This is a genomic window from Hymenobacter aquaticus, assembly GCF_004765605.1.
GTDB lineage: Bacteria > Bacteroidota > Bacteroidia > Cytophagales > Hymenobacteraceae > Hymenobacter > Hymenobacter aquaticus.
Genome location: NZ_SRLC01000001.1, coordinates 984,668 through 1,010,694, shown reverse-complemented (window position 1 = coordinate 1,010,694; position 26,027 = coordinate 984,668). Strand labels below are relative to the sequence as shown.

Below are 26,027 nucleotides of genomic sequence, written 5' to 3'. Positions count from 1 at the left end.
CGCTGCCCACGGTCCGGAGGTCTTTTGCATGCTTACCGGTTTCACTCGGGTTCACTTTACCTAATCCTTGCCGCCAATGCAGCTCTCCGACCACATCCGTACCCTGCTGCGGGACCACGACTGCGTTATCATTCCCGATTTCGGGGGCCTGATTGCCGACTATGCCCCGGCCCAGGTGCACCCGGTGCGCCACACCCTGGCCCCGCCGGCCAAGCGCGTGGCCTTCAACCAGTCTTTGACCCGCAACGACGGCCTGCTGGTCGATGCCCTGAGCCGCTCCCTGAACCTGACCACGGCCCAGGCCCGCCTGCTGGTGCGCGAAGCCGTGGGGCGGCTGCAGGCCGAGCTCGAAGCCAGCCAGCGCGCCGAGCTGCCCGGCATCGGCATTTTCCGCCAGGCGGCCGGCCGCGGCCTCGATTTTGAATACACTGGCAGCCAGAACCTGCTCACGGCCAGCTACGGCCTGCCCGAGCTCGTGTCGCGCCCCATCCGGGCCACCGATGCGCTGCTGGCCCGCGACCGGCAGCAGGCCGCGCCCCTTTTAGCCGTCAGCCGTTCCCGCCGCGCGATGAAAACGTTCCGAATTGCCGCCACGCTGGTTATTGCCGGCCTGATTCTGTCCGCCAACTATCAGTTTGCCTCCCGCCTGGGCTACTTGCCCGACAGCTGGAAAATAACCTCGGAGCAGGAGCAGACCACCGTGCAGACCGCGCCGGTGGAAACGCAAGCCCAGCCCGTGGCGCGTCAGCAGGCCGCCCTGGCCAACGACTCCTGGAACGAAGCGGCCCCGGCCCGTACGCCCGTAATGGAAGCTCCGGCGGTTAAAGCGGCCCCGGCCGCAACGGACCCGGTCAAAGCCGTAGCAGTGCGCAAGCCCGTAGCCGCCAAGCCCGCCGTGGCCAAAGCCCCCGCTGCAACCAAGCCGGCCGTGGCCGCGTCGGTAGCCAAACCGGCCGTGGCGCCGGCCAGCGTTCCGACTACTACCGTGAAAGCCCGCACCGGCCGGGCCTACGTCATCGTGGGCGCCTATACCACGCTGGCGCACGCCGAAAAGGGCCGGCAGGCCCTGGTCAACCACGGCCACCGCAATGCCCGCGTGGTGCTGCCGGCGCCCGGCAGCCGCAAGTTCCGCCTCTCGGCCATCGACTACGCCACCAAGGCCGAAGCACAAAAACAACTGCCGGTGCTGCGCAAGCACTTAGGCTCTTCTCTCTGGGTACTCAACTACTAGCATGACCTCTTTTCTGCTGCAGGTAACCACCGCTGCCACTGCCACCGTCGATACCGCTGCTACTGCCGCAAACCAGGCTGCCGACGCGGCGGCCGCCACCGGCGACCTTTCCCTGATTGATTTGATTCTGAAGGGCGGCTGGATCATGGTGCCGCTGTTTCTGCTCTCGTTCGTCTCGATTTACATCATCATTGAGCGGTACCTGACCATCCGCCGGGCCGCCGTGAATCCCGACTCGTTTATGGCCGGTATCCGGGGGCTGATGGTGAAAGGGGACTTGCAGGGCGCCAAAATGCTCTGCGCCCAGAACCCTTCGCCCTTGGCCCGCATGGTGGAGAAAGGCATCCGCCGCATCGGGTTGCCGCTGAAGGACATTGAAAGCAGCGTGGAAAACGTGGGTAAAATCGAAATTGCCCGCCTCGAGAAGAACATCAGCATCCTGGGCATTATTGCCGGCATTGCGCCTATGCTGGGCTTCGTGGGCACCATCATCGGGGTAATCAAGATTTTCTACGCCATTTCCACCACCGGCGACTTCGGCATTGCCCAGATTTCGGGTGGTCTCTACACCAAGATGGTGACCTCGGCCGCCGGCCTCATCGTCGGCATCATCGCCCACGTGGGCTACCACTGGCTCAGCATCATGGTCGAGCGCCTGATTTTCCGCATGGAAAACTCCGCCATCGAGTTCATGGACATTCTTCAGGACAATTAAGTGAGTTAGCGACTTAGTGATTTAGTGAGTTTGATGTTCTGCCGAGCAGAAAAACTGCTAAATCCTAAACTCACTAAATCACCATTTCACTCATTCACCGCATGGACCTCAGCCGGCGCCGTAAGCTCTCCTCGCACGTCGAGACCAGCTCGATGAACGACATCATGTTCTTTCTGATGCTGTTCTTCCTGATCGTGAGCACCATGGTCAACCCCAACGTTATCAAGCTCATGCTGCCCAATGCCCGCTCGGGCAAGGCCGTCATGAAGGAAACCATCAACATCTCGGTGGATGCCGCCGGGCAGTACTTCCTCGACCGGCAGCCCGTAACGGCCGCCACCCTGGAAACGGCCCTGCAGCAGCGCATTGCCGGCCTGGAGGCGCCCACCGTGGTACTGCGGGTCGACTCGTCGCTGAACGTGCAGAAGCTGGTCGACATTCTCGAAATCGGCAACCGCCTCAAGGTGAAGATGGTTATGGCCACCCAGGCCCAGCAGTCGGCCGGGAAGTAATTTTTAAAGGGAGAAATGTGGGGAATGTGAGGAATGTGCCGCGCAGCAGTGGCCATTAGCACATTGCCCACATTTTGTATTTTAGCGTATTGCCAACGCTGACGTTGCGCCTGGTTTTTGGAATACTGCTTGCCCAAATCGTGTTGACTGCGGCAACAGCGGCCAAAAACCGAAACCCACTAACGAAAAACCACCAATGCCCATCGAATACCGCGAACAGCACCGCCGGGAGGCAATTATTGGCACGGTGGTCGTCCACGCGCTGCTTATCGGGCTGTTCGTCTTTACCGTCTTCAAGGGCCCCGACCCGCCGCTGCTGGGCCTGGGCGGCGACGGGGTGGAGCTGAACTACGGCATCGACGAGGCCGGCTCGGGCGACATTCAGAGCAAGGCCCTGGCCAACGAGTCGCCGAACCGAGAAGACAGCCGCCCGCCCGCGTCCTCACCCGACCCCGAGCCCCGGCCCGTGCAGCAGGCCGCCGAGCCCGTGCCCCAGCAGGCCTCCGAGGATAAAATCGTGACCAGCGAGGCCGAGGAAAGCCCGGTGAGCGTGCCGCCCGTGGAGAAGCCCGCGCCCAAGAAAGAAGAGGTAAAGGAAGTGCCCAAGCCCGTGGAGAAGCCCCGCACGCTCTACACCCCAAAAGGCAGCGCCAACGGCGGCGGTAACGGCGAAAACGGGACCAGCACCGCAGCCACTGGCAACAACAACGGCGACAAAGCCGGCGCCGTGGGCGACCAGGGCAACCCCAACGGCTCGCTCGACGCCAAGGCCCTCTACGGGCAGCCCGGCAGCGGCGGCAGCGGCCTGAGCCCGGGTTCGGGCGGCCTGGAAATGGCCGGCTGGGCCTTCGTTTCCAAGCCCGATGCCCCCGCCCTGGACAACACCTCGGGCTTTGTCCGCTTCAAAATCAAGATTAACTCCGACGGCGAAGTGGAGTCCGTGACCAAGGTGTCGGGCAACGTGACGCCGGCCCAGGAGAAAGTGTGCCGCGACGCGCTGGAAAACGCCGACTTCCGCCGGACCAGCTCGGCCGCCGGGGGCGCCACCGGCTTTTACACCTTCAGGATTACGGTGCGCTAAGCTCGGCTATTACGCAGCAATCGGGACCCGCCGGTCGGATTATTCCGGCCGGCGGTTTTCTTTTGCACTGTGAACCCCGCCGCCGACCTTTCTTTTCTCTCGCATGACCTACGCCGAAACCTTAGCCTACCTCTACGACCAGCTCCCGATGTTTCAGCGCGTGGGCGCGGCCGGCTTTAAGAGTGGGCTGGGCAACACGCTGGCGCTGGCCGAGGCCATGGGCCACCCCGAGCGGCAATTCAGGGCCGTGCACGTGGCTGGTACCAACGGCAAGGGCAGCAGCTCCAACCTGCTGGCCGCCGTGCTGCAGGCCGCCGGCTACAAGGTAGGCCTCTACACCTCGCCCCACCTGCGGGAGTTTACCGAGCGCATCAAGCTCAACGGCCAGGACCTGGACCCCGACTACCTGGTGCGCTGGGTGGCGCGGTGGCGGCCCTTGTTCGAACAGGTGCAGCCGTCCTTCTTCGAGATGTGCGTAGCCCTGGCCTATTCCTATTTCGCCGAGCAGCAGGTGGATATTGCCGTGGTGGAAGTCGGCCTCGGCGGCCGCCTCGATTCCACCAACATCATCACCCCGCTGGTGTCGCTGATTACCAACATCAGCTTCGACCACCAGAACCTGCTGGGCGACACGCTGCCGCTGATTGCGGCCGAAAAAGCGGGCATCATCAAGCCCGGCGTGCCGGTCGTCGTCAGCCAGACCCAGCCGGAGGTGCAGGAAGTATTTGCGCAGAAAGCCCGGGAAGTGGGGGCTCCGCTGCTCTTCGCCGACGGACTCTACCAAACCAGCCTGGCGGCGACGCCCGCGCCGGACGACGAAACCCAGCCGCTGCTGGTAACCCACCTGGGCACGGGCGAAAGCCAGCGGCTGGACGTGGGCCTGGTGGGCGACTACCAGCGCCTGAACGTGCCGGGCGTGCTGGCCGTGCTCGACGAGCTGCGCCGGCAGGGCTGGCTTATTCCCGAAGCTGCCGTGCGCGAGGGCCTGCGCGACGTGCGCCGCCTGACCGGCTTTAGGGGCCGCTGGACCATTCTGGGCCGGCAGCCCCTGATGATCTGCGACACGGGGCACAACGAGGCCGGCATCCGCTTTATCACCGGGCAGCTGGCCCGCTTGCCCTACCAGCGGCTGCATATCGTGCTGGGCGTGGTCAACGACAAGGACGTGACCAGGATGCTGGCGTTGCTGCCAACGGCGGCAACCTATTACTTTTGCCAGGCCAACATTCCGCGGGCGTTGCCGGCCGAAGAGCTGGCCGCGCGCGCCGCCGCGCTGGGGTTGCGCGGTACGGTGCTGGGGCCCGTGCCCGCCGCCGTGGCCGCTGCCCGCGCCGCCGCCGCGCCCCCCGACGTGATTTTTATCGGGGGCAGCACGTTTGTGGTGGCTGAAATTGAAGAGTTGTATTTGCAGAGTAACCAATCAAATGGGTCGAATTAAACTGAAGCGCTTCTCGGAAAATGCCGAGCGAACCGATATCGTAGAGCCGGGCAAGCCCACCTACCAGCAGCTGAAAGGCCGCTGGCAAACGGATTTTTTCCGGAACGAGCACCCTATTACCCTGGAAGTGGGCTGCGGCAAGGGCGACTACACCGTGGGGCTGGCCGCCCGCTACCCCGAGCGCAATTTCCTGGGCCTCGACATCAAAGGCGACCGGATCTGGATTGGCAGCACCCGGGCCCAGGAGCAGGGCCTGGGCAACGTGGGCTTCGTGCGCATGCGGGCCCTGGATCTGCTCGAGCAGTTCGGCCCCGGGGAGCTCAGTGAAATCTGGATTACGTTTCCCGACCCGCGCCCCCGCCTGGGCGACGCCAAGCGCCGCCTCACGGCCCCGCGCTTCCTGGACCTCTACCAGCAGATTCTGCGCCCCGGCGGCCTGGTCCACCTCAAAACCGACGCCGGCGACCTGTTCGACTATACCCTCGAAACCGTGCAGCAGCGCCCCGGCACCACGGTGCTGGCCCACACCAAGGATTTGTACGCCGCCCCCGACCTGCTGCCCCACGCCGAGGACATCCAGACTCACTACGAAAAGCGCTTCCGGGCCGAGGGCATTCCCATCAAGTACCTGCAGTTTCAGCTGAGCTAATCACGCCTCAACCGGCCATGCAGCCTTTGCCGCCCCTACGCACCGCGCACCTGTTTCCCGTGCTGGATCAGCACCTGCTGACGGTGCTGGCCTCGTTGCGCCCCGAGCAGTGGGAGCGGCCCACGCTGGCCCCGGGCTGGCAGGTGTGCGACGTGGCCCTGCACCTGCTCGATGGCAACCTGCGCAGCCTGTCCATGCTGCGCGACGGGCATTTTGGCGGGCAGCCGGCCGGTACCTCGTACCCGGAAATCGTGGCCTTTCTCAACCAGCTCAATGCCGAGTGGGTGGTGGCGGGCCGCCGCCTGAGCCCGGCCGTTATCCGGTGGCTGCTGGAAGTGTCGGGGCCGGAGTACAACCGCTACCTGGCCAGCCTGGACCCGGCGGCGCCGGCCCCGTTTTCGGTGGCCTGGGCGGGCGAAGCCGTATCGGCCAACTGGTTTCACGTGGCCCGCGACTACACCGAGAAGTGGCACCACCAGCAGCAGATCCGGCAGGCCGTGGGGCAGGAGCCGCCCTTGCTCACGCGGGAGCTGTACCACCCGTTTCTCAGTACCTGCCTGCGGGCCCTGCCGCACCACTACCGCCACGTCGGGGCCGAGCCCGGGCAGGTCATTTCCTTTGCCGTTACCGGTCCCGCCGCCGATACCTGGTACCTGCGGCGCTCGGCGTCCGGGCGTTGGGAGCTGGGGCAGCACTACGCCGGGCCGCTGGCCGCCGAAGTCACGCTGGAAGGCAACGTGGCCTGGCGGCTGTTCACCAAAAGCCTGCCCCGGGACCAGGCCGCGCGCTGGGTGCAGTGTAAAGGCGAAGAACGGCTGAGTGAGCCGTTCTTCGAATTGGTTGCCGTTATGGGCTAGGGCGAATTGCCGGGCGGGCTTATTCCTCTTCCAGCGCCTCGAAAACGGCCTCCAGCTCGGTGAAGTCGCGCAGGCCGGGCTTGATTTCCTGGCCGCCTTCGAGCACGATGCCGGTGGGCTGAATTTCCTCCACGAACTGGCGGATGGGCTGCTGGGCGGCAAAGCTGGTGCCCAGCCACAGCTTGTAGGTGCGCGCCTGCTGGGTGAGTTCGGTGCGCTGCATGTGCGAGAGGCCCTCGGGCGGGGCCACGGCCAGTACGAAGCCGGCCACGTGGGGCTGCTGGTCGCGGAAGCGCTTTTCCACGTCCTCGGCCAGCATGTCCGGAATCCACTTAATCAGCTTCAGGGCCGGCACCGTGAGCTGGGCCAGCTCCTCGGGGGTGCGGCGCCGGTGCATCAGCACGTAGTGCAGCCCGCAGGCGGCGACCAGCTCGTTGATTTCCGGAATAGAAAGCGAATCAAACTCGCCAATGAGCTGCACGCCGGCTACCCAGCCGCTGAGCTCCTGCACCACGGCCGGGGCCAGGTGCTCGGGCAGGGCCGGGTCGAGGCGAAACGTCAGGTAGTCGGCCCCCATTCCGGCGCAGTAGCGCGCGTCCGACAGGTTATTGATGCCGCGTACAAGCACGGAGGTAATCAAAGGCATGGAGAAACGAACAGGAGGGAAGCGAAACGAACAGGAAAAAAGCAAGATGCGGCGGTAATATTCGGCATAAAAACTCAGTGCGTAACTACCGCCGCCCCTGTCCCGGCCCAAATCCACTCGGGAAGCGGATGGCCGATGGTTGCCAGCGGGGGGCTAAAAAACGAGTTTTTGCCTGCTGCCAAGGCATTTGTCGGGGCCTGGGCGGCTGGCAACGGCGGACTTAGTACCTTTGCCGAATGGGCCCCGGAAACTTTCGGGAGCACTCTTGGCTTTCAACCAATATGAATACGAATACTTCCGAATCGAAAGGACGAGTGCTGGTCGCCATGAGCGGCGGCATCGACAGCTCCGTGGCCGCCGTGCTCCTGCACGAGCAGGGCTACGAAGTGGTGGGCATGACCATGAAAACCTGGGATTACGCCTCGGCCGGCGGCAGCAAGAAGGAAACCGGCTGCTGCTCGCTGGACTCCATCAACGACGCCCGCCAGATTGCCGTGGAGCTGGGCTTCCCGCACTACATCATCGACATCCGCGACGAGTTCGGCGACTTCGTCATTGACAACTTCACCACCGAATACCTGGCCGGCCGCACGCCCAACCCCTGCGTGCTCTGCAACACCCACATCAAGTGGGACGCGCTGCTGCGCCGGGCCGACCAGCTCGGCTGCCAGTTTATTGCCACCGGCCACTACGCCAACATCCGCCACGAAAACGGCCGCTACGTGATTAGCAAGGGCCTGGACGAGAACAAGGACCAGTCGTACGCGCTGTGGGGCGTGTCGCAGGAAAGCCTGGCGCGCACCATCTTCCCGCTGGGCAGCATGCGCAAAACCGAAATCTACGACGAGGCCCGGCGCCGCGGCTTCACCGAGCTGGTCAACAAGCCCGAGAGCTACGAAATCTGCTTTATCCCCGACAACGACTACCGCGGCTTTCTGCGCCGCCGCGTGAGCGGGCTGGAGGAGCGCGTGGCCGGCGGCGAGTTTGTGCTGCGCGACGGCACCGTGCTGGGCCACCACGAGGGCTACCCGTTCTACACCATCGGGCAGCGCAAGGGCCTGGGCATTGCCCTGGGCTTTCCGGCCTACGTCACCGAAATCCGGCCCGAAACCAATCAGGTCGTGCTGGGCAACTTCGACGAGCTGGCCAGCACCACCACCTACGTGGGCAAGCTCAACATGGGCAAGCTGGCGTCGCTGGAAGGCCGGGGCCTGGTGCCGGCCACGGTAAAGGTACGCTACAACCATAACGGCTCGCCCGCGTTTCTGGAGCAGGTCGGCGACCATATCCGGGTGTACTTCGAGGAAGCGGTGCACGCCATTACGCCCGGGCAGGCGGCCGTGTTCTACGACGGCCAGGACGTGCTCGGCGGCGGCTGGATTGAGCGCCACACCATCTCTGAAGTTCCCGCGCGCACCCTGGCCACTTCCGCAACCCTATGAAATCAGCCCGTTTCGCTTCGCTGAAAAACCTGCTCGTCGCGGCTCCGCTGGCTGCTCTGGCCCTGGCCGGCTGCCAGAACGACACCGTGCCCGGCCCGGAGTCGGGCACCGACTACTACCCGCTGGAAGTGGGCCGCTACCGGGTCTACGCCGTGGCCGATACGCTCTGGAACGCCTACCAGCGCACGCCCAGCAGCTACCAGTTCCGGGAAACGGTGACCGACCAGGTCAGCGACGCGACGGGCCAGCCGGTGTTCCGGGTGGTGCGGGCCCGGCGCGCGCTGCCCACCGACGTATGGCGCGACGACAGCGTGATGTTCGTGGCGGCCACCAGCAAAACTCTGCTGCTGACCAGCAACAACCGGCGCACGGTGGAGCTGGTGTTTCCCGTGCGCCCCGACCGGGCCTGGAACATGTACGCTTTTGCCCTGGTCGACACCGACAGCCTGACGCAGGGCAAGGACAACCGCCGCTACGAAAGCGTGGGGCAGCCTTTCCAGACCACGGTGGGCGGCAAACCCTACCGCTACGAGCAGACGCTCACTACCGCCTTAATCGTGAATAACGGCAACGTCTACGGGGCTGATGACGAGTACTACCGCTCGACCTACCGCCAGGTGTACGCCAAGGGCGCGGGGCCGGTGTACCGGGTGCGCCGCCGCTTTATTTACTGCGACGACCAGTCGCCAACCTGCGGCAAGTCTAACTCGCGCATCTACAAGGGGCAGGCCCGGCACGAGATTCTCATTGAGCAGGGCAAGCTGTAAGCCAACGGACTGGCGTACGTAGCGCGGCCGATGCAACGAACTTCGGGCGGCAGGTGTATTTCACCTGCCGCCTTTTGTTTGCCCACCCGGCCCGCTCGGGCTGTTACCGGCCTGTTCGCCACCAAACCGGTATTTGCGTATCTTCCCGCTGGTTACCTTTCCACTGCTTCTCTCCCTTTCGAATGCGCCTTTCTACTTTGCTGCTGCTCGCGGGCCTGGGCCTGAGCGCCCTGCCGGGCCGGGCCGCCGGGCCGGGTACGCCCGGTGCCCCGCAGCGCGCCACGCCCACCGTGCGCAAGCACCTGATTTATTTCCGCGACAAAGCCAACTCGCCCTTTAGTCCGGCCCAGCCCCAGGCGTTTCTCTCGGCGGCTTCCATTCAGCGCCGCACCCGGCAGAACATTGCCGTGCTGCCCCGCGACCTGCCGGTGAACCCCGCCTACGTCAGCCAGCTCAAGGCCGTGCCTAAGGCGCAGCTCTGGTACACCTCGCGCTGGTTTAACGCCGCCGTGGTGGCCTGCGACTCGACCACCCTGGCCACCATTCAGGGGCTGCCCTTCGTGCGCAGCGTCGTGACGCTGAACCGCGCCCAGGCCGGGGCCCGCAAGCGCGACCCCCAGCCCGTGGTGCTCCCGCAGGAGCAGCGGCCCGCCGCGGCCCCCGCCGACTACGGCCCGGCCTACGCCCAGGCCAACATGATTGGAGCCGTGACGATGCACAGCGCCAACTTCCGGGGCGAAGGCATGCAGATTGCCGTCTTCGACGCGGGCTTTCCCGGCGTCGACCAGATTCCGGCTTTTCAGCCGCTGTTCGACGAGGGCCGTATGCTGGCGGGCTTCAATTTCGTGGATAAAATCCGCGACGTGTACCTGCGCAACGACCACGGCACCAACTGCCTCTCGACGATGGCCGCCAACCAGCCGGGCTTTTTTATCGGCACGGCCCCCAAAGCCAAGTACCGCCTGTGCGTGACGGAGGATATCTACTCCGAGCACCCGGTGGAGGAAATGAACTGGCTGATTGCGGCCGAGTACGCCGACTCGGCCGGCGTGGACGTCATCAGCTCGTCCTTGGGCTATAACACCTTCGACTACCCGTCCATCGACTACGCCTACGCCGACCTGAACGGGCGCACGGCTATTTCGACCCGGGCCGCGGCCGGGGCCGCCCGCGTGGGCATGCTGGTCGTGAATAGCGCCGGCAACGAGGGTGCCAGCGGCTGGCGCTACATCACGGCCCCGGCCGATGCCGATTCCATTCTGACGGTGGGTGCCGTGGATGCGTCCCAGCAGCTGGCCGGTTTCAGCTCGGTAGGGCCCACGGCCGACGGGCGCCTCAAGCCCAACGTCGTGGCTATGGGCGTGCAGTCGGCCATCCTGACGCCCTCGGGGACGGCCACGCGGGGCAACGGCACTTCTTTTTCCTGCCCCATTACGGCCGGGATGGTGGCCGGATTCTGGCAGGCCAACCGCAACCTGACGGCCCAGCAGGTTATCAGCTATCTGCAGCGCTCCGGCTCCCGGGCCAGCACGCCCAACAACCTGGTCGGCTACGGCGTGCCCAACTTCGTGCAGGCCTACGCCTTGGCCAACCCCGGCACGCCGCTGCCCACCGCCCCGGCGGCCGGGGCCCCAAGCGAGCTGGTGGTGTATCCCAACCCGACCTCTACCGACGAGCTGGCCGTGCAGCTCACGCCCGACTTGCAGGGCAGCCCGCTGAGCGTGCGCGTCTACGATGCCCGCGGCGCCGTGGTGGCCCAGCAGCAGCTGCCCGCCACCACCGCCGCCCAGGTGCAGCTCCGGCCCGGTCCGCTGGCCAAGGGCGTGTATACCTGCACCATTGCCAGCGCCAAGGCTCAACGCACCGTGCGCTTCGAAAAGCAGTAGGTTTGCTAACTCAGTTAGTTGATTTTATCGAAAGGGCGACTGTTGGAAGGCAATAGTCGCCCTTTTTGCTGTCCGTTCGTTTAAAAAGGAATAATGGGGCGTTGGTTTCAGCCAAAATTATTAGTAACTTTCTGTCTGAAAACAGCTTCTTAATCCTCTCTTTTCTATGTTGCAGTTAATGGTTACCAAGCGCATTGGGCGCCGCCAGTTTCACTTCACGGTGCAGGGCACGAACTTCCACGAAGTCGTGGCCGAATACGACCGGCTGAGCTTTCCCGACGTGCTGGCCTGCGGCCTGTGCGCCTCCGACAATCTGGACCTGACCTCGCGCGTGGCCCAGGACAAGTTCAAGTATACCTCCGTCAAGTGCCTCGACTGCCGGGGCGACGTGACCTTCGGCAAAACCCAGAAGGACGACCAGACCGTGTTTTTGCGCAAGCGCGAAGACGGCGGCCTGGACTGGCAGGCCTGGAAAAAGGCCGAGAAATAAGCCCGCGGGCCGGGGCAAGTACCCGGCCGGCCGCCGCTGCGCACGGCTCCGCTCAGACCGCAGCTCGCCCTCCCGGGGGCCGGGCTGCGGTCTTTTGCGTGGCGGAACCAGGCCCCGCGCACATTTCCCTGCCCCGGCGTATACCAAAACCTGCTTGCCAAAGCGTTACCTTCGCACTATGAATCCGACCCGTCGTATTGCTCCCTTGCTGGCTCCGTCCCTGCTGGCCGCCGATTTTGCCAACCTCCAGGCTGAAACCCAGCGCCTGGCCCCCAGCGCCGCCGACTGGCTGCACTGTGACGTCATGGATGGCCGCTTCGTGCCCAACATCTCCTTTGGCATTCCGGTGCTGCAAGCCATTCACCGCCACGCCCAGCAGCCCCTGGACGTGCACCTGATGATAGAGGAGCCCCAGCATTACCTCTCGGCATTCCGCGACGCGGGGGCGGCCAACATTACCGTGCACTACGAAGCCTGCCCGCACCTGCACCGCGTGGTGCAGCAAATCAAGGCCCTGGGCTGCCGGGCCGGCGTGGCCCTGAACCCGCACACGCCCGTGAGCGTGCTGGAAGACATCATTGCCGACCTCGACCTGGTGTGCATCATGTCGGTGAATCCGGGCTTTGGCGGGCAGTCGTTTATTCCCAACACCCTGCGCAAGGTAGCGGCCCTGAAAGAGCTGATCGTGGACTACAACTCGGCGGCCCTGATTGAAATTGACGGCGGGGTGAGCCTGCAGAACGCCGCCGCCCTGGTTGAGGCCGGAGCCGACGTGCTGGTGGCCGGCAGCTTCGTGTTCAACTCGCCCGACCCGGTGGCTACGCTGGCCGACATGCGCCAGCAGCTCAATGCCCTGGTCGAAGCCGACGCGCAGCCCACCCGCTAATGCAGCACTCGTACGTTTTCCAGACGACGCTGCGGGCCAGCCTGCTGAGTGCGGTGCTCCTGGTCGCCGCCGGGCCCACGGCCCGGGCCCAGCAAACCGCCCGCGTGCTGATTACCGGTACCATTACCGACGCCAGTGGCGCGCCGCTCGAGCAGGTAAGCCTGGGAATTGAAGGCCAGCCCGGCGGTACCAACACCGACGACAAGGGCCGGTTTGCCCTGAGCGTGGTGCGTCCGCTCGGGGGCAAGCAACCCACGCTGGTGGCGCGCCGCCTGGGTTACCAGGCCCAGCGCATCGTGCTGAACCTCTCGGAAACCCGGGAGCTGACCATTACCCTGGCCCTGGACACAAGGGCGCTGAAAAACGTAACCGTGCGGGCCCGCAACGACGAGGCCGACACCCGCGAGCAGGTCAGCGTCATTCGCCTCGACCCGCGGGCGGTGAAGGAGCTGCCCTCGGCCTTCGGCGACTTCAACAAGATTCTGACCACGCTGCCCGGGGTGGTAGCCAACAACGAGCTGACCAGCACCTACACCGTGCGCGGGGGCAACTACGACGAAAACCTGGTCTACGTCAACGGCATCGAGGTGTACCGCCCGTTTCTGGTGACTTCGGCCCAGCAGGAGGGCCTCAGCTTCGTGAACCCCGACCTGGTGGACCGTATCGAGTTTTCCTCCGGCGGCTGGCAGCCCAAGTACGGCGACCGGCTGTCCTCGGTACTCAGCATCGAGTACAAAAAGCCCCAGAAGTTCGGGGGCTCGGCCACGGCCAGCCTGGTGGGCGGCTCAATGCACGTGGAAGCCACTTCGCCCAACAAGCGCATCAGCTACCTGGCCGGCATCCGCTACAAGAACGCCACCTACGTGCTCCGGTCCCTGAAGCAGCAGCAGGGCGGCTACAACCCCACGTTCTACGACGGGCAGGCCTACGTCAACGCCGCGCTGGGGCCCAAAGACAACCCCGAGCGGACCAGCCTGGGCCTGCTGACGACCTTCGCCCACAACGACTTTCGCTTCAACCCGGAGTCGGGCCAGGCCACGTTCAGCACGTCCACCAACCAGTTTACCCGCCTGTTCATTGCCTACGACGGGCGGGAGCGGATGCAGTACGATACCTACCAGGGCGGCCTGAACCTGCGCCACAACTTCAGCAGCAATTTGCAGGGCGAGCTGCTGGGCGGGGCCTTTATTTCCCGCGAGTTTGAGTACCGCGACATCGAGGCTGCCTACAGCTTTGCCGAAATCAACCGGGACCCGAACTCCGACGACTTCAACCAGCCGGTGCGGCAGCGCGACGTGGGCTCGCGCTTCGACCACTCGCGCAACAACCTGGTGGCCCGGGTGGCCACGCTGGAGGCCCGGGGCCGCTGGACGCCCGGGGCGCAGCACACCGTGCGCTGGGGCGTGAAGGCCGGCCGGGAGAAAATCGAGGACCAACTCAACGAATACAGCTTCGTGGACTCGGCCGACTTCGTGCCCGACTACCGCCGCACCCGGCTGGTGTCCGACCTGAACCTGGCCAGCACCCGCTACCAGGGCTACGCCCAGCACACCATCGAGCTGGACTCGCTCAAGACCCTGACCTACGGCGTGCGGGCCAACTACTGGTCGGTGAACGGGCAGCTGACGGTGAGCCCGCGGGTGCAGTATTCGTTTGTCACGCGTCGCAACCCCAACCTGTCGTTTAAGCTGGCCACGGGCCTGTACTACCAGCCGCCGTTCTACCGCGAGCTGCGCGACCAGAGCCGCGGCACCCAGGCCACGCCCCAGGCGGTGGTGGTGCAGTCGGCGGCCCTGAACCCGGAGCTGCGGGCCCAACGCTCCCTGCACGTTATTGCCGGCAACGAGCTGCGCTTCCGCCAGTGGAACCGGCCGTTCGTATTCACCAGCGAGGTGTACTACAAGCACCTGACCGACGTGATTCCCTACGACATCGACAACGTGCGGCTGCGCTACTTCGCCAAGAACAACGCCAAGGCCTACGCCGCCGGCCTGGATACGCGCGTGAGCGGGGAGTTCGTGAAAGGCGTGGAGTCGTGGTTTAGCCTGGGTGTGCTGACCACCCGCGAAAACATCGTGGGCGACTCCGTCACGCTCTACAACGCCGCCGGCGACACCATCGGGAAGGCCGCCCAGGGCTTTATCCGCCGCCCTTCCGACCAGCGCCTGAACTTCGGCATCTTCTTCCAGGACCAGCTGCCGGGTAACCCCTCGGTGAAGGGCTACGTGAACCTGGTGTTCGGCACGGGCCTGCCGTTCAGCCCGCCCAACCTGCCCGAGGAGCGCGGCACCACCAAGCTCACCCGCAGCTACAAGCGCGTGGATCTGGGCTTCTCCAAGGTCATTTCGCTCAGCAACTCCACCGAAACCAGGAAGCCCGGGCACCTGGAAAGCCTGTGGCTGGGCCTGGAAGTCCTGAACGTGCTGGCGGCCAACAACGTGGCCGGCTACAGCTACGTGCAGGACATCAACGGCCGCACCTACGCCGTGCCCAACTACCTGTCCCGGCGCGTGGTCAACCTGCGCGTCATTGCCCGGTTTTAGGTGCTTGGTGCCTAGTGCCTAGTGCTTGGCAGGGAGGTCAAGCTTGAACAGCAAGTCTGTGTATATAAAAAAGGCCCGTCAGAATCTTCTGACGGGCCTTTTATGTCCGTAACTGCTAAGCACTAACCACTCGGCACTAGGCACCAAGCACTAACCCCCAAACCTAATACGCCTTGCTTTGCCACTCAGTGAGCGTAATGCGCATGTTGGGCTGCACGTTGCGGAAGTTGGGGTCGTCCTTTTCGCCCAGCTTCAGGGCGCGGCGGCCGTAGACGATGGCCGTGCCGTAATCCTGCTTGGAGGCCAGCAGCCGGGCCTTAATCCAGGTGTTGGTGTAAGCTTCCTTGAGCCGCAGCGACTCGTTGATGTACTGCAGGGCCAGCTCCGCCTGAATGTTGTTCTGCACCAGGTAGTCGGCGGCCTGGGCCAGCAGCTGCCAGTTTTCGGGGTGGGCCGCCAGCACTTTCTGGATGCCGGCCAGGGCCTTGGCGTGCACGTCGGTTTCGATGAGCAGGCTGACCGTGCGCTTTTCCCAGGACAGGTTCAGCCGGCCGCTATTGGGCTTCACCTCCGAAAACCAGTACACCAGGTTTTCGTGCATGGAAGACGTTTCCGGCACGACCGGCACGCGCAGCTGGTCGGCGCGGGCGTCGTAGCCCTCGTTGCCCCAGTGGTTGATGACCCGGTTCAAAATCAGTTCCCAGTCCTGGTCCGACTTGGGCAGAATGTAAAACGAGTACTTGCCGGCCGGCACGGCCTGGCCGTTGAGCGAAACCGGGTCGGAGAAGGAGACTATCGTGTTTTCGTTGGCCCCGGCCCGCCACACCTGTCCGTAGGGGACGAGCTGGCCCCAGATGGCGCGGCCCCGCACCGTGGGCGTATGGTAATCCACCGTGACGTCGGTCAGGCCGATGGTCTGGAGCACCACGGCGTGGGGGCTGGCCTGGGGCAGGGGCAGCTCGGGGCCCCGCACCGTGGGGCCCGCCGGCGTGGGCGAGGTCAGCGAGTCAGGCATCTGGGCCTGGGCGGGGGCGGCGGAAATACTACCGGCCAGCGCCAGCAGTAGGCCCAGCCGGCCGGTAGCGGAAACAAACGAACGGAGGGGAAGCATAAGCAGCAATAGGCAGGAGCGGCGGAAGCAAAAACCAAAGAACGGAGTATTCCGAAACAATAGTGCCAAAAAGCCGGTTGGCTCAGCATCTCCCCGCAAAGGTCAGGGTTCCCAAGATTTTTTGCCGGAATAATTTTGTTTCGAGCCCGCCGCGTGTACTTTTGCCCAGCAATTCGCCTTTATGCCCTTCGCCGCGCTTTTCCTGTGCACCCTCAGCTCCCAGGCCGCCCACTCGGGCCAGGCTACTGGCTGGCTGCGCGCGGCGCATCATCATCTGCACGGGCATCATTCCTCTTAAGAGAGGAACGATACAAGCATATTGACCCCGTTGGGCACGTCGTATACCGAGTGCCTGGCCGCCCCGGAAAGGCGGCCCCGCCCGCCGTTGCCGTAGTCGAGCCGGCCGCCGGCCTTTTTCCCTTCTCTTCGTATCTGTTTCCGTGCCCGCCTGCCGCCCCGTTGGGGAGTTGGTTTCGCGGCATTCCTTTCCCATCCCACTTTCTTATGATTCGTCTGGCCATTCAGAAATCAGGTCGCCTGAGCGAGGATTCGCTTACTCTCATCCGGGAGTGCGGCATTTCCTTCATGAGCAGCTCCTACAAGCTCAAAACCGAAGCCACTAACTTTCCCTTGGAAATCCTGTTTCTGCGCGACGACGACATTCCCGGCTACGTGCAGGACGGCGTGGCCGACCTGGGCATCGTGGGGCAGAACGTGCTGGTCGAAGCCGGCTTCCCGGACCTGGAAGTCGAAAAGCTGGGTTTCAGCAAGTGCCGCCTGTCGCTGGCCATCCTGCGCTCGGAGGCCTACAGCTCGGTAGCCGATTTGCAGGGCAAGAACATTGCCACCTCGTACCCGCAGATTCTGGGCCGCTACCTGGCCGGCGAAGGCGTGCAGGCCAACCTGCACACGATCAGCGGCTCGGTGGAAATTGCCCCCAGCATCGGCCTGGCCGACGCCATCTGCGACATCGTGTCCTCGGGCTCGACGCTGCTGGGCAACGGCCTGCGCGAGGTGGAAACCGTGTTCCGCTCCGAGGCCGTGCTCATTGCCAACCAGACGCTGAGCGCCGAAAAGCAGGCGCTGCTCGAACAGTTGCAGTTCCGGATGCAGTCGGTGCGCCGGGCCCGCCGCAACAAGTACATCCTGCTCAACGCCCCGGTGGCTTCCCTGGAGGCGGTGAAGGCTTTGCTGCCCGGCATCAAGTCGCCCACGGTGACGCCCCTGGCCGAGGAAGGCTGGGTATCGGTGCAGTCGGTGGTGAATGAGGACGACTTCTGGCACATCACCGGCCAGCTCAAGGCCGTCGGCGCCGAAGGCATCCTGGTATTGCCCATCGAAAAGATGATTTCTTAAGTAATGTGCTCAGGTGCTAATGTGGGTAAATGTGCTAATGCTGTGTCAAAAACTGAGTCAGGAGCATTGCCGCCCATTCCCCGCATTAGCATCTTTCAACACGTCCAGCCAGGATTAGCACATCAGCACATTCCAACACATTAGCACATTAGAAAGGATGCAAGTAATTCACTATCCGAGTCAGGCTGAATGGGCGGCGCTGCAGCAGCGGCCCGCCGCCGGGGAAGCCCGGCAGGTGGAGGAGCGCGTGCGCCAGATCTTCGACGACGTGCGCCAGCGCGGCGACGAGGCCCTGCGCCACTACGCCCAGGAGCTGGACGGCGCCGCCCTGACCGACCTGCGCGTGACGGCCGAAGAAGTAACGGCCGCCGTGGCCCAGGTGCCCGCCGCGCTGCAAACCGCCATCCGGCAGGCCCACGCCAACCTGTGGAAGTTCCACTTGACCCAGCGCGAAGAAATCACCAGGGTAGAAACCATGCCCGGGGTGACCTGCTGGCGCAAGTCGGTGCCGGTGCAGCGGGTGGGCCTCTACATTCCCGGGGGCACGGCCCCGCTGTTCAGCACCCTGCTGATGCTGGGCGTGCCGGCCCGCCTGGCCGGCTGCCCGGAAATCGTGCTGTGCACGCCCCCGCAGAAAGACGGCTCGGTGAATCCGGTGATTCTGTTCACGGCCCAGCTGCTGGGCATCAGCACCATCATCAAAGCCGGCGGGGCCCAGGGCGTGGCCGCCCTGGCCGGCGGCACCGGGAGCGTGCCAGCCGTGGATAAGATCTTCGGGCCCGGCAACCGCTACGTGACGGCCGCCAAGCAGCTGGCCGCCCAGCGCGGGGTGGCCATCGACCTGCCCGCCGGCCCGTCGGAGGTGTTGGTGATTGCCGACAAAACCGCCAGCCCGGCTTTCGTGGCCGCCGATTTGCTTTCCCAGGCCGAGCACGGCCCCGACTCGCAGGTGATGCTGCTCACGGACTCGGTGGAGCTGCTGCCGCAGGTGACGGCCGAGATTGAGCGGCAGCTGGCCCAGCTGCCCCGGCGCGAAGTGGCCGCCCTGGCCCTGGGCGAAAGCCGGGCCGTGCTGCTGCGCACGCCGGAGGAAATGCTGTTTTTCTCGAACCAGTACGCCCCCGAGCACCTGATCCTGGCCGTGCGCAACGCCGAGGAGCTGGCCGAAGGCGTGACCAGCGCCGGCTCGGTGTTCCTGGGTCACCTCACGCCCGAAGCCGCCGGCGACTATGCCTCCGGTACCAACCACACGCTGCCCACCGGGGGCTACGCCCGCAACTACAGCGGCGTGTCGCTGGATTCGTTCGTGAAGAAAATCACCTTCCAGCGCATCACGGCCGAAGGCCTGCTGCACGTGGGCCCGGTGGTCGAAACCATGGCCGAAGCCGAAGGCCTGCGCGCCCACGCCCGGGCCGTGACCCTGCGCCTGGAAAGCCTACTGGGCGACAACGCCTGAGACCCGTACCTATCATCACTGCCCGGGGCGCGCTGTACTGGCCGGCCCGGGCAGCCTTTCCGTCACAGTTCATGTTTGAGCTCGAAACCCTTATCCGGCCTAATATCCGGGCCATGCAGCCGTACTCCTCGGCCCGCGACGAATTCCAGGGCGAAGCCCGCGTGATGCTCGACGCCAACGAAAACAGCCTGGGCAGCGCCGGCCCCCAGCAGTTCAACCGCTACCCCGACCCGCACCAGCGGGCCGTGAAAGCCGAGCTGGCCCAGCTGAAAGGCGTGGAGCCCGCCCAGATCTTTCTGGGCAACGGCTCCGACGAGGCCATCGACCTGCTGGTGCGCCTGACCTGCCGCCCCGGCCAGGACCACATCCTGATTCTGCCGCCCACCTACGGCATGTACGAAGTGGCGGCCAACCTGAACGACGTGCGCCTGGAGCGGATTCCGCTGACGCCCGACTTTCAGCTGGCTCCGGAAGCCGTGGCGCACATCGTTGCGTCGGATGCCAAGCTGGTTTTCCTCTGCTCGCCCAACAACCCGACCGGCAACCTGCTGCACGCCGAGGCCGTGGAGCAGGTGCTGCGCGGCTTCCGCGGCCTGGTAGTGGTGGACGAAGCCTACGCCGACTTTGCCGCCGCGCCCAGCTGGACGACCCGCCTGGCGGAGTTTCCGAACCTGGTGGTGCTGCAAACCTTCTCCAAGGCCTGGGGCCTGGCCGGTCTGCGCCTGGGTATGGCCTTCGCCTCGCCCGCCATTATCGGCTACCTCAACAAGATCAAGCCGCCCTATAACGTGTCGGAGGCCACCCAGCAGCACACCCTGGCCGCCTTGGCCGACGCCCCGCACTTCGAGCAGATGCGCCAGGAATTGCTTGCGGGCCGGCAGTGGCTGCAGCAGCAGTTGTCGACTGTGGCCATCGTGGAGCAGCTGTTTCCCTCGGATGCCAACTTCCTGCTGGCCCGTTTCCGCCCCGATGCTACGGCTGTGTATGAGTACCTGCTGGGCAAGGGCATCGTGGTGCGCAACCGCACGACCCAGCCCGGCTGCGCCGGTACCCTGCGCCTGACGGTAGGCACGCCGGCCGAGAACGAGCAGCTGGTGGCAGCCCTGCGGGACTACGCCGCCTAAATTTTTCCATACTTCAGTAGCCGGTATAAAAACGGCCGGCTAGTATATACCATGAAGAAAGTTCTTTTTATTGACCGCGACGGAACCATCCTGATTGAGCCGCCGACGGATTTTCAGGTCGACGCCCTGACCCGGGAGAAGTTCCAGTTTGTACCCGGGGCCATTACCGGCCTGGCGCGCATTGCCCGCGAGCTGGACTACGAGCTGGTGCTGGTCAGCAACCAGGATGGGCTGGGCACCGGGAGCTTCCCCGAGGAAACCTTCTGGCCCGCCCACACCATGATGCTCGACGTGCTGCGCGCGGAAGGAGTGGAGTTCGCGCGGGAGCACATCGACCGCAGCTTTCCCCACGACAACCTGCCGACCCGCAAGCCCGGTATTGGCATGCTGGAGCAGTACCTGACGCCCGGTGCCTACGATCTGCAAAATTCCTTCGTCATCGGCGACCGGCTCACCGACGTAGAGCTGGCCCAGAACCTGGGCTGCCAATCCATCCTCATTCGGGAGGAAGCCGACGAGCGCGCCGCCCTGACGACCACCAGCTGGGAGGCCATCTACCAGTTCCTGCGTTTGCCCGCCCGCACGGCCGTGGTGCAGCGCGACACGAACGAAACCAAGATCCGCATCGAGCTGAACCTCGACGGCAACGGCCGGCCCGAGATGCACACCGGCCTGGGCTTTTTCGACCACATGCTCGACCAGCTCAGCAAGCACTCGGGCGTGGATATGAAAATCCAGGTGCAGGGCGACTTGCACATCGACGAGCACCACACCATCGAGGACACGGCCATTGCCCTGGGCGAAGCCTTCCACCAGGCCCTGGGCGACAAGCGCGGCCTGGCCCGCTACGGGTTCCTGCTGCCCATGGACGACGTGCTGGCCCAGGCCGCCATCGACTTTTCCGGCCGTCCCTGGCTGGTGTGGGACGCCGAGTTTAAGCGCGAGCGGGTGGGGGATATGCCCTGCGAAATGTTCTACCATTTCTTCAAGAGCTTCTCCGACGCGGCCCGCTGCAACCTCAACATTAAGTGCGAAGGCCAGAACGAGCACCACAAGATCGAAGCCATTTTCAAGGCCGTAGCCAAGGCCATCAAGATGGCGCTGGTGCGCGACGCGGGCAAGATGGAAATTCCCAGCACGAAAGGGATTCTGTAGGCGGTTCAGAAGGTTTATCCAAATGTTTTAACATTTGGATAAACCTTGCTTGGCTCTGTTGATGCCGGTTATTCAGCTTCACAAGCTACCGGCTCTGCGGGGAGTCTAACAGAAAGAGGAACAGGATTTATAGCCTGTTTATACAAATGAATAAATAACGCTTGTGCTCAAATGGACATAGCAGTAATTGATTACAAGGGAGGCAACGTGCAGTCGGTGCTCTACGCCCTGGACCGGCTGGGCGTGCGGGCCACGCTCACGGCCGACGCCGAGCAGATCCGGCGGGCCGACAAGGTGCTGTTTCCCGGCGAAGGCGAGGCCGCCTCGGCCATGCAGGAGCTGCGCGCCCAGGGCCTGGACCAGGTGCTGCCCACGCTCAGGCAGCCCTTCCTGGGTATTTGCCTGGGCATGCAGCTGCTGGGTACCCACAGCGAGGAAAACGACACGACCATGCTGGGCATCCTGCCCTTCGAGGTGAAGCGCTTCCCGGCCGCGGCCGACTACCAGGTGCCCCACATGGGCTGGAACAACCTGCAGCGGCTCCGCTCCCCGTTGTTTGCCGGGCTGCAAGAGCAGGACTTCGTGTACTTTGTGCACAGCTACTATGCCCCCGTGGGCGCGTACACCATTGCCGAGGCCGAGTACCCCGCGCCCTTCAGCGCCGCTGTGCAGCACCAGAACTTCTACGCCGTGCAGTTCCACACCGAGAAGAGCGGCCCGGTGGGTACGCGCATTCTGGAAAACTTCCTCAAGCTTTAACCCCCACATGGAGATAATACCCGCAATTGATTTGATCGGCGGCCAGTGCGTGCGCCTGACCGAGGGCGACTTTGCCCAGCAAACCACCTACGATGCTGACCCGCTGGCCGTGGCCCAGCGCTTCGAAGCCGCCGGGGTCAAGCGCCTGCACCTGGTAGATCTGGACGGGGCCCGGGCCCGGCAGCCCGTCAACCTGCCCGTGCTCGAAAGCATTGCCCGCCATACCCGCCTGGTTATCGACTTCGGGGGCGGCTTGCAGAGCGAGCAGGCCGTGCGCCAGGCCTTCGACGCCGGCGCCGCCCAGGTGACGGCCGGCAGCATTGCCGTGCGCGAACCCGAAACCGTGCGGCAGTGGCTGCACACCTTCGGGCCGGAGCGGATCCTGTTGGGCGCGGACTTTCGCGACAACCACATTTCCATCAACGCCTGGGCCGAGCAGTCGGAGCGGACGGTGGCCGAGTTTATCCGGGAGTACGTAGTCCAGGGCGCTACCACCTTCGTGTGCACCGACGTGAGCAAGGACGGCAAGCTGCAGGGCCCCTCGCTGGCTACCTACCGGGCGCTGCGCGAGCAGGTACCCACGGCCCGGCTGGTGGCCAGCGGCGGCGTCACGACGATGGCCGACGTGGAAGCCCTGCGGGAAGTGGGCATGCACGGGGCCATCATTGGCAAGGCCATTTACGAGGGCACCATTTCTTTCGCCGAGCTGCGCAAGCTGCTGTAGTCTTTCCATTATGCTGACCAAACGAATCATTCCCTGCCTCGACGTGAAAGACGGCCGCACCGTGAAGGGCGTGCAGTTTGAGGGCCTGCGCGACGCCGGCGACCCGGTGGCCCTGGCGGCCCGCTACGCCCAGGAAGGGGCCGACGAGCTGGTGTTTCTCGATATTACGGCCACCAACCAGAAGCGCGCCACGCTGATTCATCTGGTGCGCGACGTGGCCCGGGAGCTGGATATTCCCTTCACCGTGGGCGGGGGTATCGGCACGGTGGCCGACGTGGAAGTGCTCCTGCTGAACGGGGCCGATAAAGTCAGCATCAACTCGGCGGCCCTGCACCGGCCCGAGCTGATTGACGAGCTGGCCCGGCGCTTCGGCAGCCAGTGCATCGTGGTAGCCGCTGATGCGCGCTACTCGCCCCAGGCCGGCTGGCAGGTGTATACTCGCGCCGGCACCCACAACACCGAGCGGGATGCCGTGGCCTGGTGCCGGGAGGCGGCCGACCGGGGCGCCGGCGAGCTGCTGCTGACCTCGATGAGCAACGACGGCACCAAGGATGGCTTTGCCCTGGACGTTACCGGGGCGGTGGCCCGGGCCGTGTCGGTGCCGGTGGTGGCCTCGGGTGGGGCCGGCAAGATGGAGCACTTCACCCAGGTGTTTCAGCAGGCCCGGGCCCACGCCGGTCTGGCCGCCAGCATTTTTCACTTCGGCGAAATCGGCATTCGGGAGCTCAAGCAGCATCTGCAGGCCGAAGGCATTCCCATGCGCCTGTAAGGATACTCAATAGTGTTTGGTGCTTGGTGCTTAGGATTGATAGGGGAGTTCCTGTTTCCAAGCACCAAGCACCAAGCACCAAGCACCAAGCACCAAGCACCAAGCACCAAGCACCAAGCACCAAGCACCAAGCACCAAGCACCAAGCACCAAGCACCAAGCACCAACACTATGGAACTCGACTTTAAGAAAATGCCCGACGGCCTGATTCCGGCCGTGGTACAGGATGCCGCGACGGGGCAGGTGCTCATGCTGGGCTACGTCAATGCGGAAGCCTGGGAAAAGACCCACGCGGAAGGACGGGTAACGTTTTTCTCCCGCTCCAAAAACCGGCTCTGGACCAAGGGCGAAACCTCCGGCAACTTCCTGCGCGTGGTGAGCCTGCACCCCGACTGCGACAACGACGCGCTGCTGATCCGGGCTATTCCCGACGGGCCCACCTGCCACCGGGGAACCACCAGCTGCTTCGAGCAGCCTGCGCAGGCGGCACTGCCCACGGCCCCGGTCGGCTTTCTGGCCGAGCTGGAGCGCCTGGTGCAGCGCCGCTACCAGCACCCCGAGGAAGACCCGAAGTCGTACACGGCGTCGCTGTTTCGCAAGGGCATGCCCAAAATAGCCCAGAAAGTGGGAGAGGAGGCCGTCGAAACGGTCATCGACGCCGTGGCCGGCAACACGGCCGGCCTGAGCGGCGAAGCCGCCGATCTGCTCTATCACCTGCTGGTGCTGCTCACCGCCGCGGGCCTGACGCTGGAGGACGTGGTGGCCGTGCTGCGGCAGCGCCACTCCACCATTGCCGCCGGCACCCGCCGGCCGCAGGACGACTGAGCGGTAGACCAAGACGAACCTTGTTTACGTAGTAGCTATTCCGGACTGGCGCGGGGAAATTCTCGCCGGGAGGGGGTAGCTACTGCTGCTTTGCTACTTTGCGCTTCTATTCCGCTGTTTTATGTCGCCTCCGTCTGCCGCGTATCTGAGTACCCAAAGCCTGACCGTGCTGGTTCCCGTCTATAATGAGGAGGAAAGCCTGGGGCAGTTTGTGGTGGAGATGAACAAGTTTCTGGCCCAGGCGCCGCTGCCCACCACGGTCCTGTTTATCAACGACGGCAGCACCGATGGGTCGCTGGCGCTACTACGGGGCATCTGCGGGCCCGACGCGCGCTACGAGTTTATATCCCTTTCGCGCAATCAGGGCCTGAGCACGGCCCTCAAGGCCGGCATCGACCAGTGCCGCAGCACCCTGGTGGGCTACATCGACTCCGATATTCAAACCTCGCCCCTGGATTTTCTGCGCTTCCTGGAGTTTTTCCCCGCGTATGACATGGTCAACGGCATCCGGGCCCGGCGCCAGGATACGCTGGTGAAAAAGCTGTCCTCGAAGCTGGCCAACGCCGTGCGCCGCCGCCTGATCAACGACGGTATCCAGGATACGGGGTGCCCCCTGAAGATTCTCAAGTTGGCCTATGCGCGGCGGCTGCCGCTGTTCCACGGCATGCACCGCTTCCTGGGGGCCCTGGTGCAGCTGCAGGGTGGCAAGGTCAAGCAGCTGGAGGTGCAGCACTTTCCGCGTTTCGCCGGCACGGCCAAATACACGCTCTGGAACCGGGCCTGGAAGCCCCTGGTCGATACCTTCGGCTTCCGATGGATCCGCAGCCGCTGGAAGAACTACGAAATCGGGGAGCAGCTCCGGGCCGAATCCCGGGCCGGGGGAGTGGCGGGTGGGGGGCCGGCGTGATGAGCACCCACACCCTGGCCTTGGCTATCGGTCTGGCTTCCCAGCTGCTGTTTTCCAGCCGCATCGTGCTGCAGTGGGTGCAGAGTGAGCGGGCCCGCCGGGTCCTGGTGCCCACCTTGTTCTGGCAGATCAGCCTGCTGTCCTCGTTTCTGATGATTATCTACGGCATGCTGCGCCACGACCCGGTTATCCTGGGCGCGCAGCTGCTCAGCTACGGTATTTACATCCGCAACCTGCAATTGCTGGGCGAGTGGCGCAAGCTGGGGCCCGGGTTTCGGCTGGCGGCCTACGGCTTTCCCCTGGCCATGCTGGCCTGGTTTGGGGTGGGCTCCGCGCAGTTTAGTCTGCAGACGATGCTGCGCACCGGCATTCCCGGGGGGTGGCTGCTGTTGGGAGCGGTAGGGCAGGCCGTGTTTCTGCTGCGCTTCGTGTACCAGTGGCTGTATTCTGAGCGGCAGGGGACTTCCGTGCTGCCGTTGGGCTTCTGGGCCGTCAGCCTGGCTGGCTCCGTGCTCATCCTGACCTACGCCGTGCTGCGTCTGGATGCAGTCCTTATAGTAGGCAACGTTTTCGGAACGATAGTCTATACCCGTAACCTGCTGCTGTTGCGTCGGGAACAGCAGCAGGTCGTCGGACAAACGTCAGGAAAATAGGGGCAGAGGCCTGAATGACAGCTTTATGAGCCTGCTGGGCGGCTGG

General features: G+C 64.4%; 24 protein-coding genes and 1 pseudogene. 23 read left to right on the top strand and 2 right to left on the bottom strand.

Going from position 1 to position 26,027, the window contains the following annotated elements; genetic code table 11:
- The first annotated feature begins 76 nt into the window (after positions 1 to 76).
- From E5K00_RS04075 to E5K00_RS04045, 7 genes are all read left to right on the top strand, one after another.
- On the top strand, positions 77 to 1,231 hold the full coding sequence (locus E5K00_RS04075; protein ID WP_135461958.1) for an HU domain-containing protein: 1,155 nt from the start codon (positions 77 to 79) through the stop codon (positions 1,229 to 1,231).
- 1 nt (position 1,232) lies between these two features.
- A complete protein-coding gene (locus tag E5K00_RS04070) occupies positions 1,233 to 1,946 on the top strand; it encodes a MotA/TolQ/ExbB proton channel family protein (protein WP_135461956.1) in 714 nt (237 codons plus the stop codon).
- Positions 1,947 to 2,047: 101 nt separating this feature from the next.
- Positions 2,048 to 2,458 carry an ExbD/TolR family protein gene (locus tag E5K00_RS04065; protein WP_135461954.1) on the top strand — a complete coding sequence of 137 codons (411 nt, stop codon included), beginning with the start codon at positions 2,048 to 2,050 and terminating at the stop codon, positions 2,456 to 2,458.
- A gap of 196 nt (positions 2,459 to 2,654) precedes the next feature.
- Positions 2,655 to 3,539: a hypothetical protein gene (locus E5K00_RS04060; protein WP_135461952.1), complete on the top strand. Its 885-nt coding sequence runs from the start codon at positions 2,655 to 2,657 to the stop codon at positions 3,537 to 3,539.
- Positions 3,540 to 3,642: 103 nt separating this feature from the next.
- On the top strand, positions 3,643 to 4,977 hold the full coding sequence (locus E5K00_RS04055) for a bifunctional folylpolyglutamate synthase/dihydrofolate synthase (protein WP_135461950.1): 1,335 nt from the start codon (positions 3,643 to 3,645) through the stop codon (positions 4,975 to 4,977).
- The gene (gene trmB / locus E5K00_RS04050) at positions 4,964 to 5,626 is read left to right on the top strand and encodes a tRNA (guanosine(46)-N7)-methyltransferase TrmB (protein ID WP_135461948.1); all 663 of its coding nucleotides are present in this window, start codon (positions 4,964 to 4,966) and stop codon (positions 5,624 to 5,626) included. The genes E5K00_RS04055 and trmB overlap by 14 nt, the downstream gene beginning before the upstream one ends.
- Before the next feature lie 17 nt (positions 5,627 to 5,643).
- Entirely contained in the window at positions 5,644 to 6,483 is an 840-nt protein-coding gene (locus E5K00_RS04045) for a maleylpyruvate isomerase N-terminal domain-containing protein (protein ID WP_135461946.1), read from the top strand.
- A 19-nt stretch (positions 6,484 to 6,502) separates the two neighbouring features.
- Here the strand turns inward: E5K00_RS04045 and E5K00_RS04040 are convergent, their stop codons facing one another.
- The gene (locus E5K00_RS04040) at positions 6,503 to 7,129 is read right to left on the bottom strand and encodes a beta/alpha barrel domain-containing protein (RefSeq protein WP_135461944.1); all 627 of its coding nucleotides are present in this window, start codon (positions 7,127 to 7,129) and stop codon (positions 6,503 to 6,505) included.
- Between the two features lie 281 nt (positions 7,130 to 7,410).
- Between E5K00_RS04040 and mnmA the strand changes: the two genes are divergently transcribed.
- The 6 genes from mnmA to E5K00_RS04010 all read left to right on the top strand — a co-directional run bounded on the left by mnmA (position 7,411) and on the right by E5K00_RS04010 (position 15,143).
- A complete protein-coding gene (gene mnmA / locus E5K00_RS04035; protein WP_135461942.1) occupies positions 7,411 to 8,571 on the top strand; it encodes a tRNA 2-thiouridine(34) synthase MnmA in 1,161 nt (386 codons plus the stop codon).
- Positions 8,568 to 9,338, top strand: a complete 771-nt coding sequence (locus tag E5K00_RS04030; protein ID WP_135461940.1) for a hypothetical protein — start codon at positions 8,568 to 8,570, stop codon at positions 9,336 to 9,338. Before mnmA ends, E5K00_RS04030 begins: the two co-directional genes overlap by 4 nt.
- A gap of 182 nt (positions 9,339 to 9,520) precedes the next feature.
- Complete coding sequence (locus tag E5K00_RS04025) at positions 9,521 to 11,224, top strand: S8 family serine peptidase (RefSeq protein ID WP_135461938.1); 1,704 nt, start codon at positions 9,521 to 9,523, stop codon at positions 11,222 to 11,224.
- 166 nt (positions 11,225 to 11,390) lie between these two features.
- On the top strand, positions 11,391 to 11,714 hold the full coding sequence (locus tag E5K00_RS04020) for a hypothetical protein (RefSeq protein WP_135461936.1): 324 nt from the start codon (positions 11,391 to 11,393) through the stop codon (positions 11,712 to 11,714).
- A 178-nt stretch (positions 11,715 to 11,892) separates the two neighbouring features.
- Positions 11,893 to 12,600, top strand: coding sequence for a ribulose-phosphate 3-epimerase (gene rpe / locus E5K00_RS04015; protein WP_135461934.1), 708 nt, complete (start codon positions 11,893 to 11,895; stop codon positions 12,598 to 12,600).
- Positions 12,600 to 15,143: a TonB-dependent receptor gene (locus E5K00_RS04010; RefSeq protein ID WP_135461932.1), complete on the top strand. Its 2,544-nt coding sequence runs from the start codon at positions 12,600 to 12,602 to the stop codon at positions 15,141 to 15,143. Before rpe ends, E5K00_RS04010 begins: the two co-directional genes overlap by 1 nt.
- 163 nt (positions 15,144 to 15,306) lie before the next feature.
- Here E5K00_RS04010 and E5K00_RS04005 read toward each other — a convergent pair whose 3' ends face one another.
- On the bottom strand, positions 15,307 to 16,254 hold the full coding sequence (locus tag E5K00_RS04005) for a DUF2911 domain-containing protein (protein WP_135461930.1): 948 nt from the start codon (positions 16,252 to 16,254) through the stop codon (positions 15,307 to 15,309).
- 504 nt (positions 16,255 to 16,758) lie between these two features.
- Here E5K00_RS04005 and hisG point away from each other — a divergent pair.
- The 10 genes and pseudogenes from hisG (at position 16,759) to E5K00_RS03950 (ending at position 25,981) form a co-directional block, all read left to right on the top strand.
- Positions 16,759 to 17,610, top strand: coding sequence for an ATP phosphoribosyltransferase (gene hisG / locus E5K00_RS04000; RefSeq protein ID WP_135461928.1), 852 nt, complete (start codon positions 16,759 to 16,761; stop codon positions 17,608 to 17,610).
- Positions 17,611 to 17,767: 157 nt separating this feature from the next.
- The gene (gene hisD, locus E5K00_RS03995) at positions 17,768 to 19,066 is read left to right on the top strand and encodes a histidinol dehydrogenase (RefSeq protein WP_135461926.1); all 1,299 of its coding nucleotides are present in this window, start codon (positions 17,768 to 17,770) and stop codon (positions 19,064 to 19,066) included.
- A gap of 71 nt (positions 19,067 to 19,137) precedes the next feature.
- Positions 19,138 to 20,190, top strand: a complete 1,053-nt coding sequence (gene hisC / locus E5K00_RS03990) for a histidinol-phosphate transaminase (RefSeq protein ID WP_135461924.1) — start codon at positions 19,138 to 19,140, stop codon at positions 20,188 to 20,190.
- 51 nt (positions 20,191 to 20,241) lie between these two features.
- Positions 20,242 to 21,345, top strand: coding sequence for a bifunctional histidinol-phosphatase/imidazoleglycerol-phosphate dehydratase HisB (gene hisB, locus E5K00_RS03985; RefSeq protein ID WP_135461922.1), 1,104 nt, complete (start codon positions 20,242 to 20,244; stop codon positions 21,343 to 21,345).
- 171 nt (positions 21,346 to 21,516) lie between these two features.
- Entirely contained in the window at positions 21,517 to 22,104 is a 588-nt protein-coding gene (hisH, locus tag E5K00_RS03980; RefSeq protein WP_135461920.1) for an imidazole glycerol phosphate synthase subunit HisH, read from the top strand.
- A 7-nt stretch (positions 22,105 to 22,111) separates the two neighbouring features.
- On the top strand, positions 22,112 to 22,828 hold the full coding sequence (hisA, locus tag E5K00_RS03975) for a 1-(5-phosphoribosyl)-5-[(5-phosphoribosylamino)methylideneamino]imidazole-4-carboxamide isomerase (protein WP_135461918.1): 717 nt from the start codon (positions 22,112 to 22,114) through the stop codon (positions 22,826 to 22,828).
- Positions 22,829 to 22,838: 10 nt separating this feature from the next.
- Entirely contained in the window at positions 22,839 to 23,597 is a 759-nt protein-coding gene (gene hisF, locus E5K00_RS03970) for an imidazole glycerol phosphate synthase subunit HisF (protein ID WP_135461916.1), read from the top strand.
- A 164-nt stretch (positions 23,598 to 23,761) separates the two neighbouring features.
- Positions 23,762 to 24,421, top strand: a pseudogene (gene hisIE / locus E5K00_RS03960) (bifunctional phosphoribosyl-AMP cyclohydrolase/phosphoribosyl-ATP diphosphatase HisIE); the annotation flags it as partial.
- A 121-nt stretch (positions 24,422 to 24,542) separates the two neighbouring features.
- Positions 24,543 to 25,328 carry a glycosyltransferase gene (locus E5K00_RS03955; protein ID WP_135461910.1) on the top strand — a complete coding sequence of 262 codons (786 nt, stop codon included), beginning with the start codon at positions 24,543 to 24,545 and terminating at the stop codon, positions 25,326 to 25,328.
- Positions 25,328 to 25,981 (top strand): lipid-A-disaccharide synthase N-terminal domain-containing protein, encoded by a 654-nt coding sequence (locus tag E5K00_RS03950; protein WP_135461908.1) that lies wholly within the window; start codon positions 25,328 to 25,330, stop codon positions 25,979 to 25,981. Before E5K00_RS03955 ends, E5K00_RS03950 begins: the two co-directional genes overlap by 1 nt.
- The last annotated feature ends 46 nt before the right edge of the window (positions 25,982 to 26,027 follow it).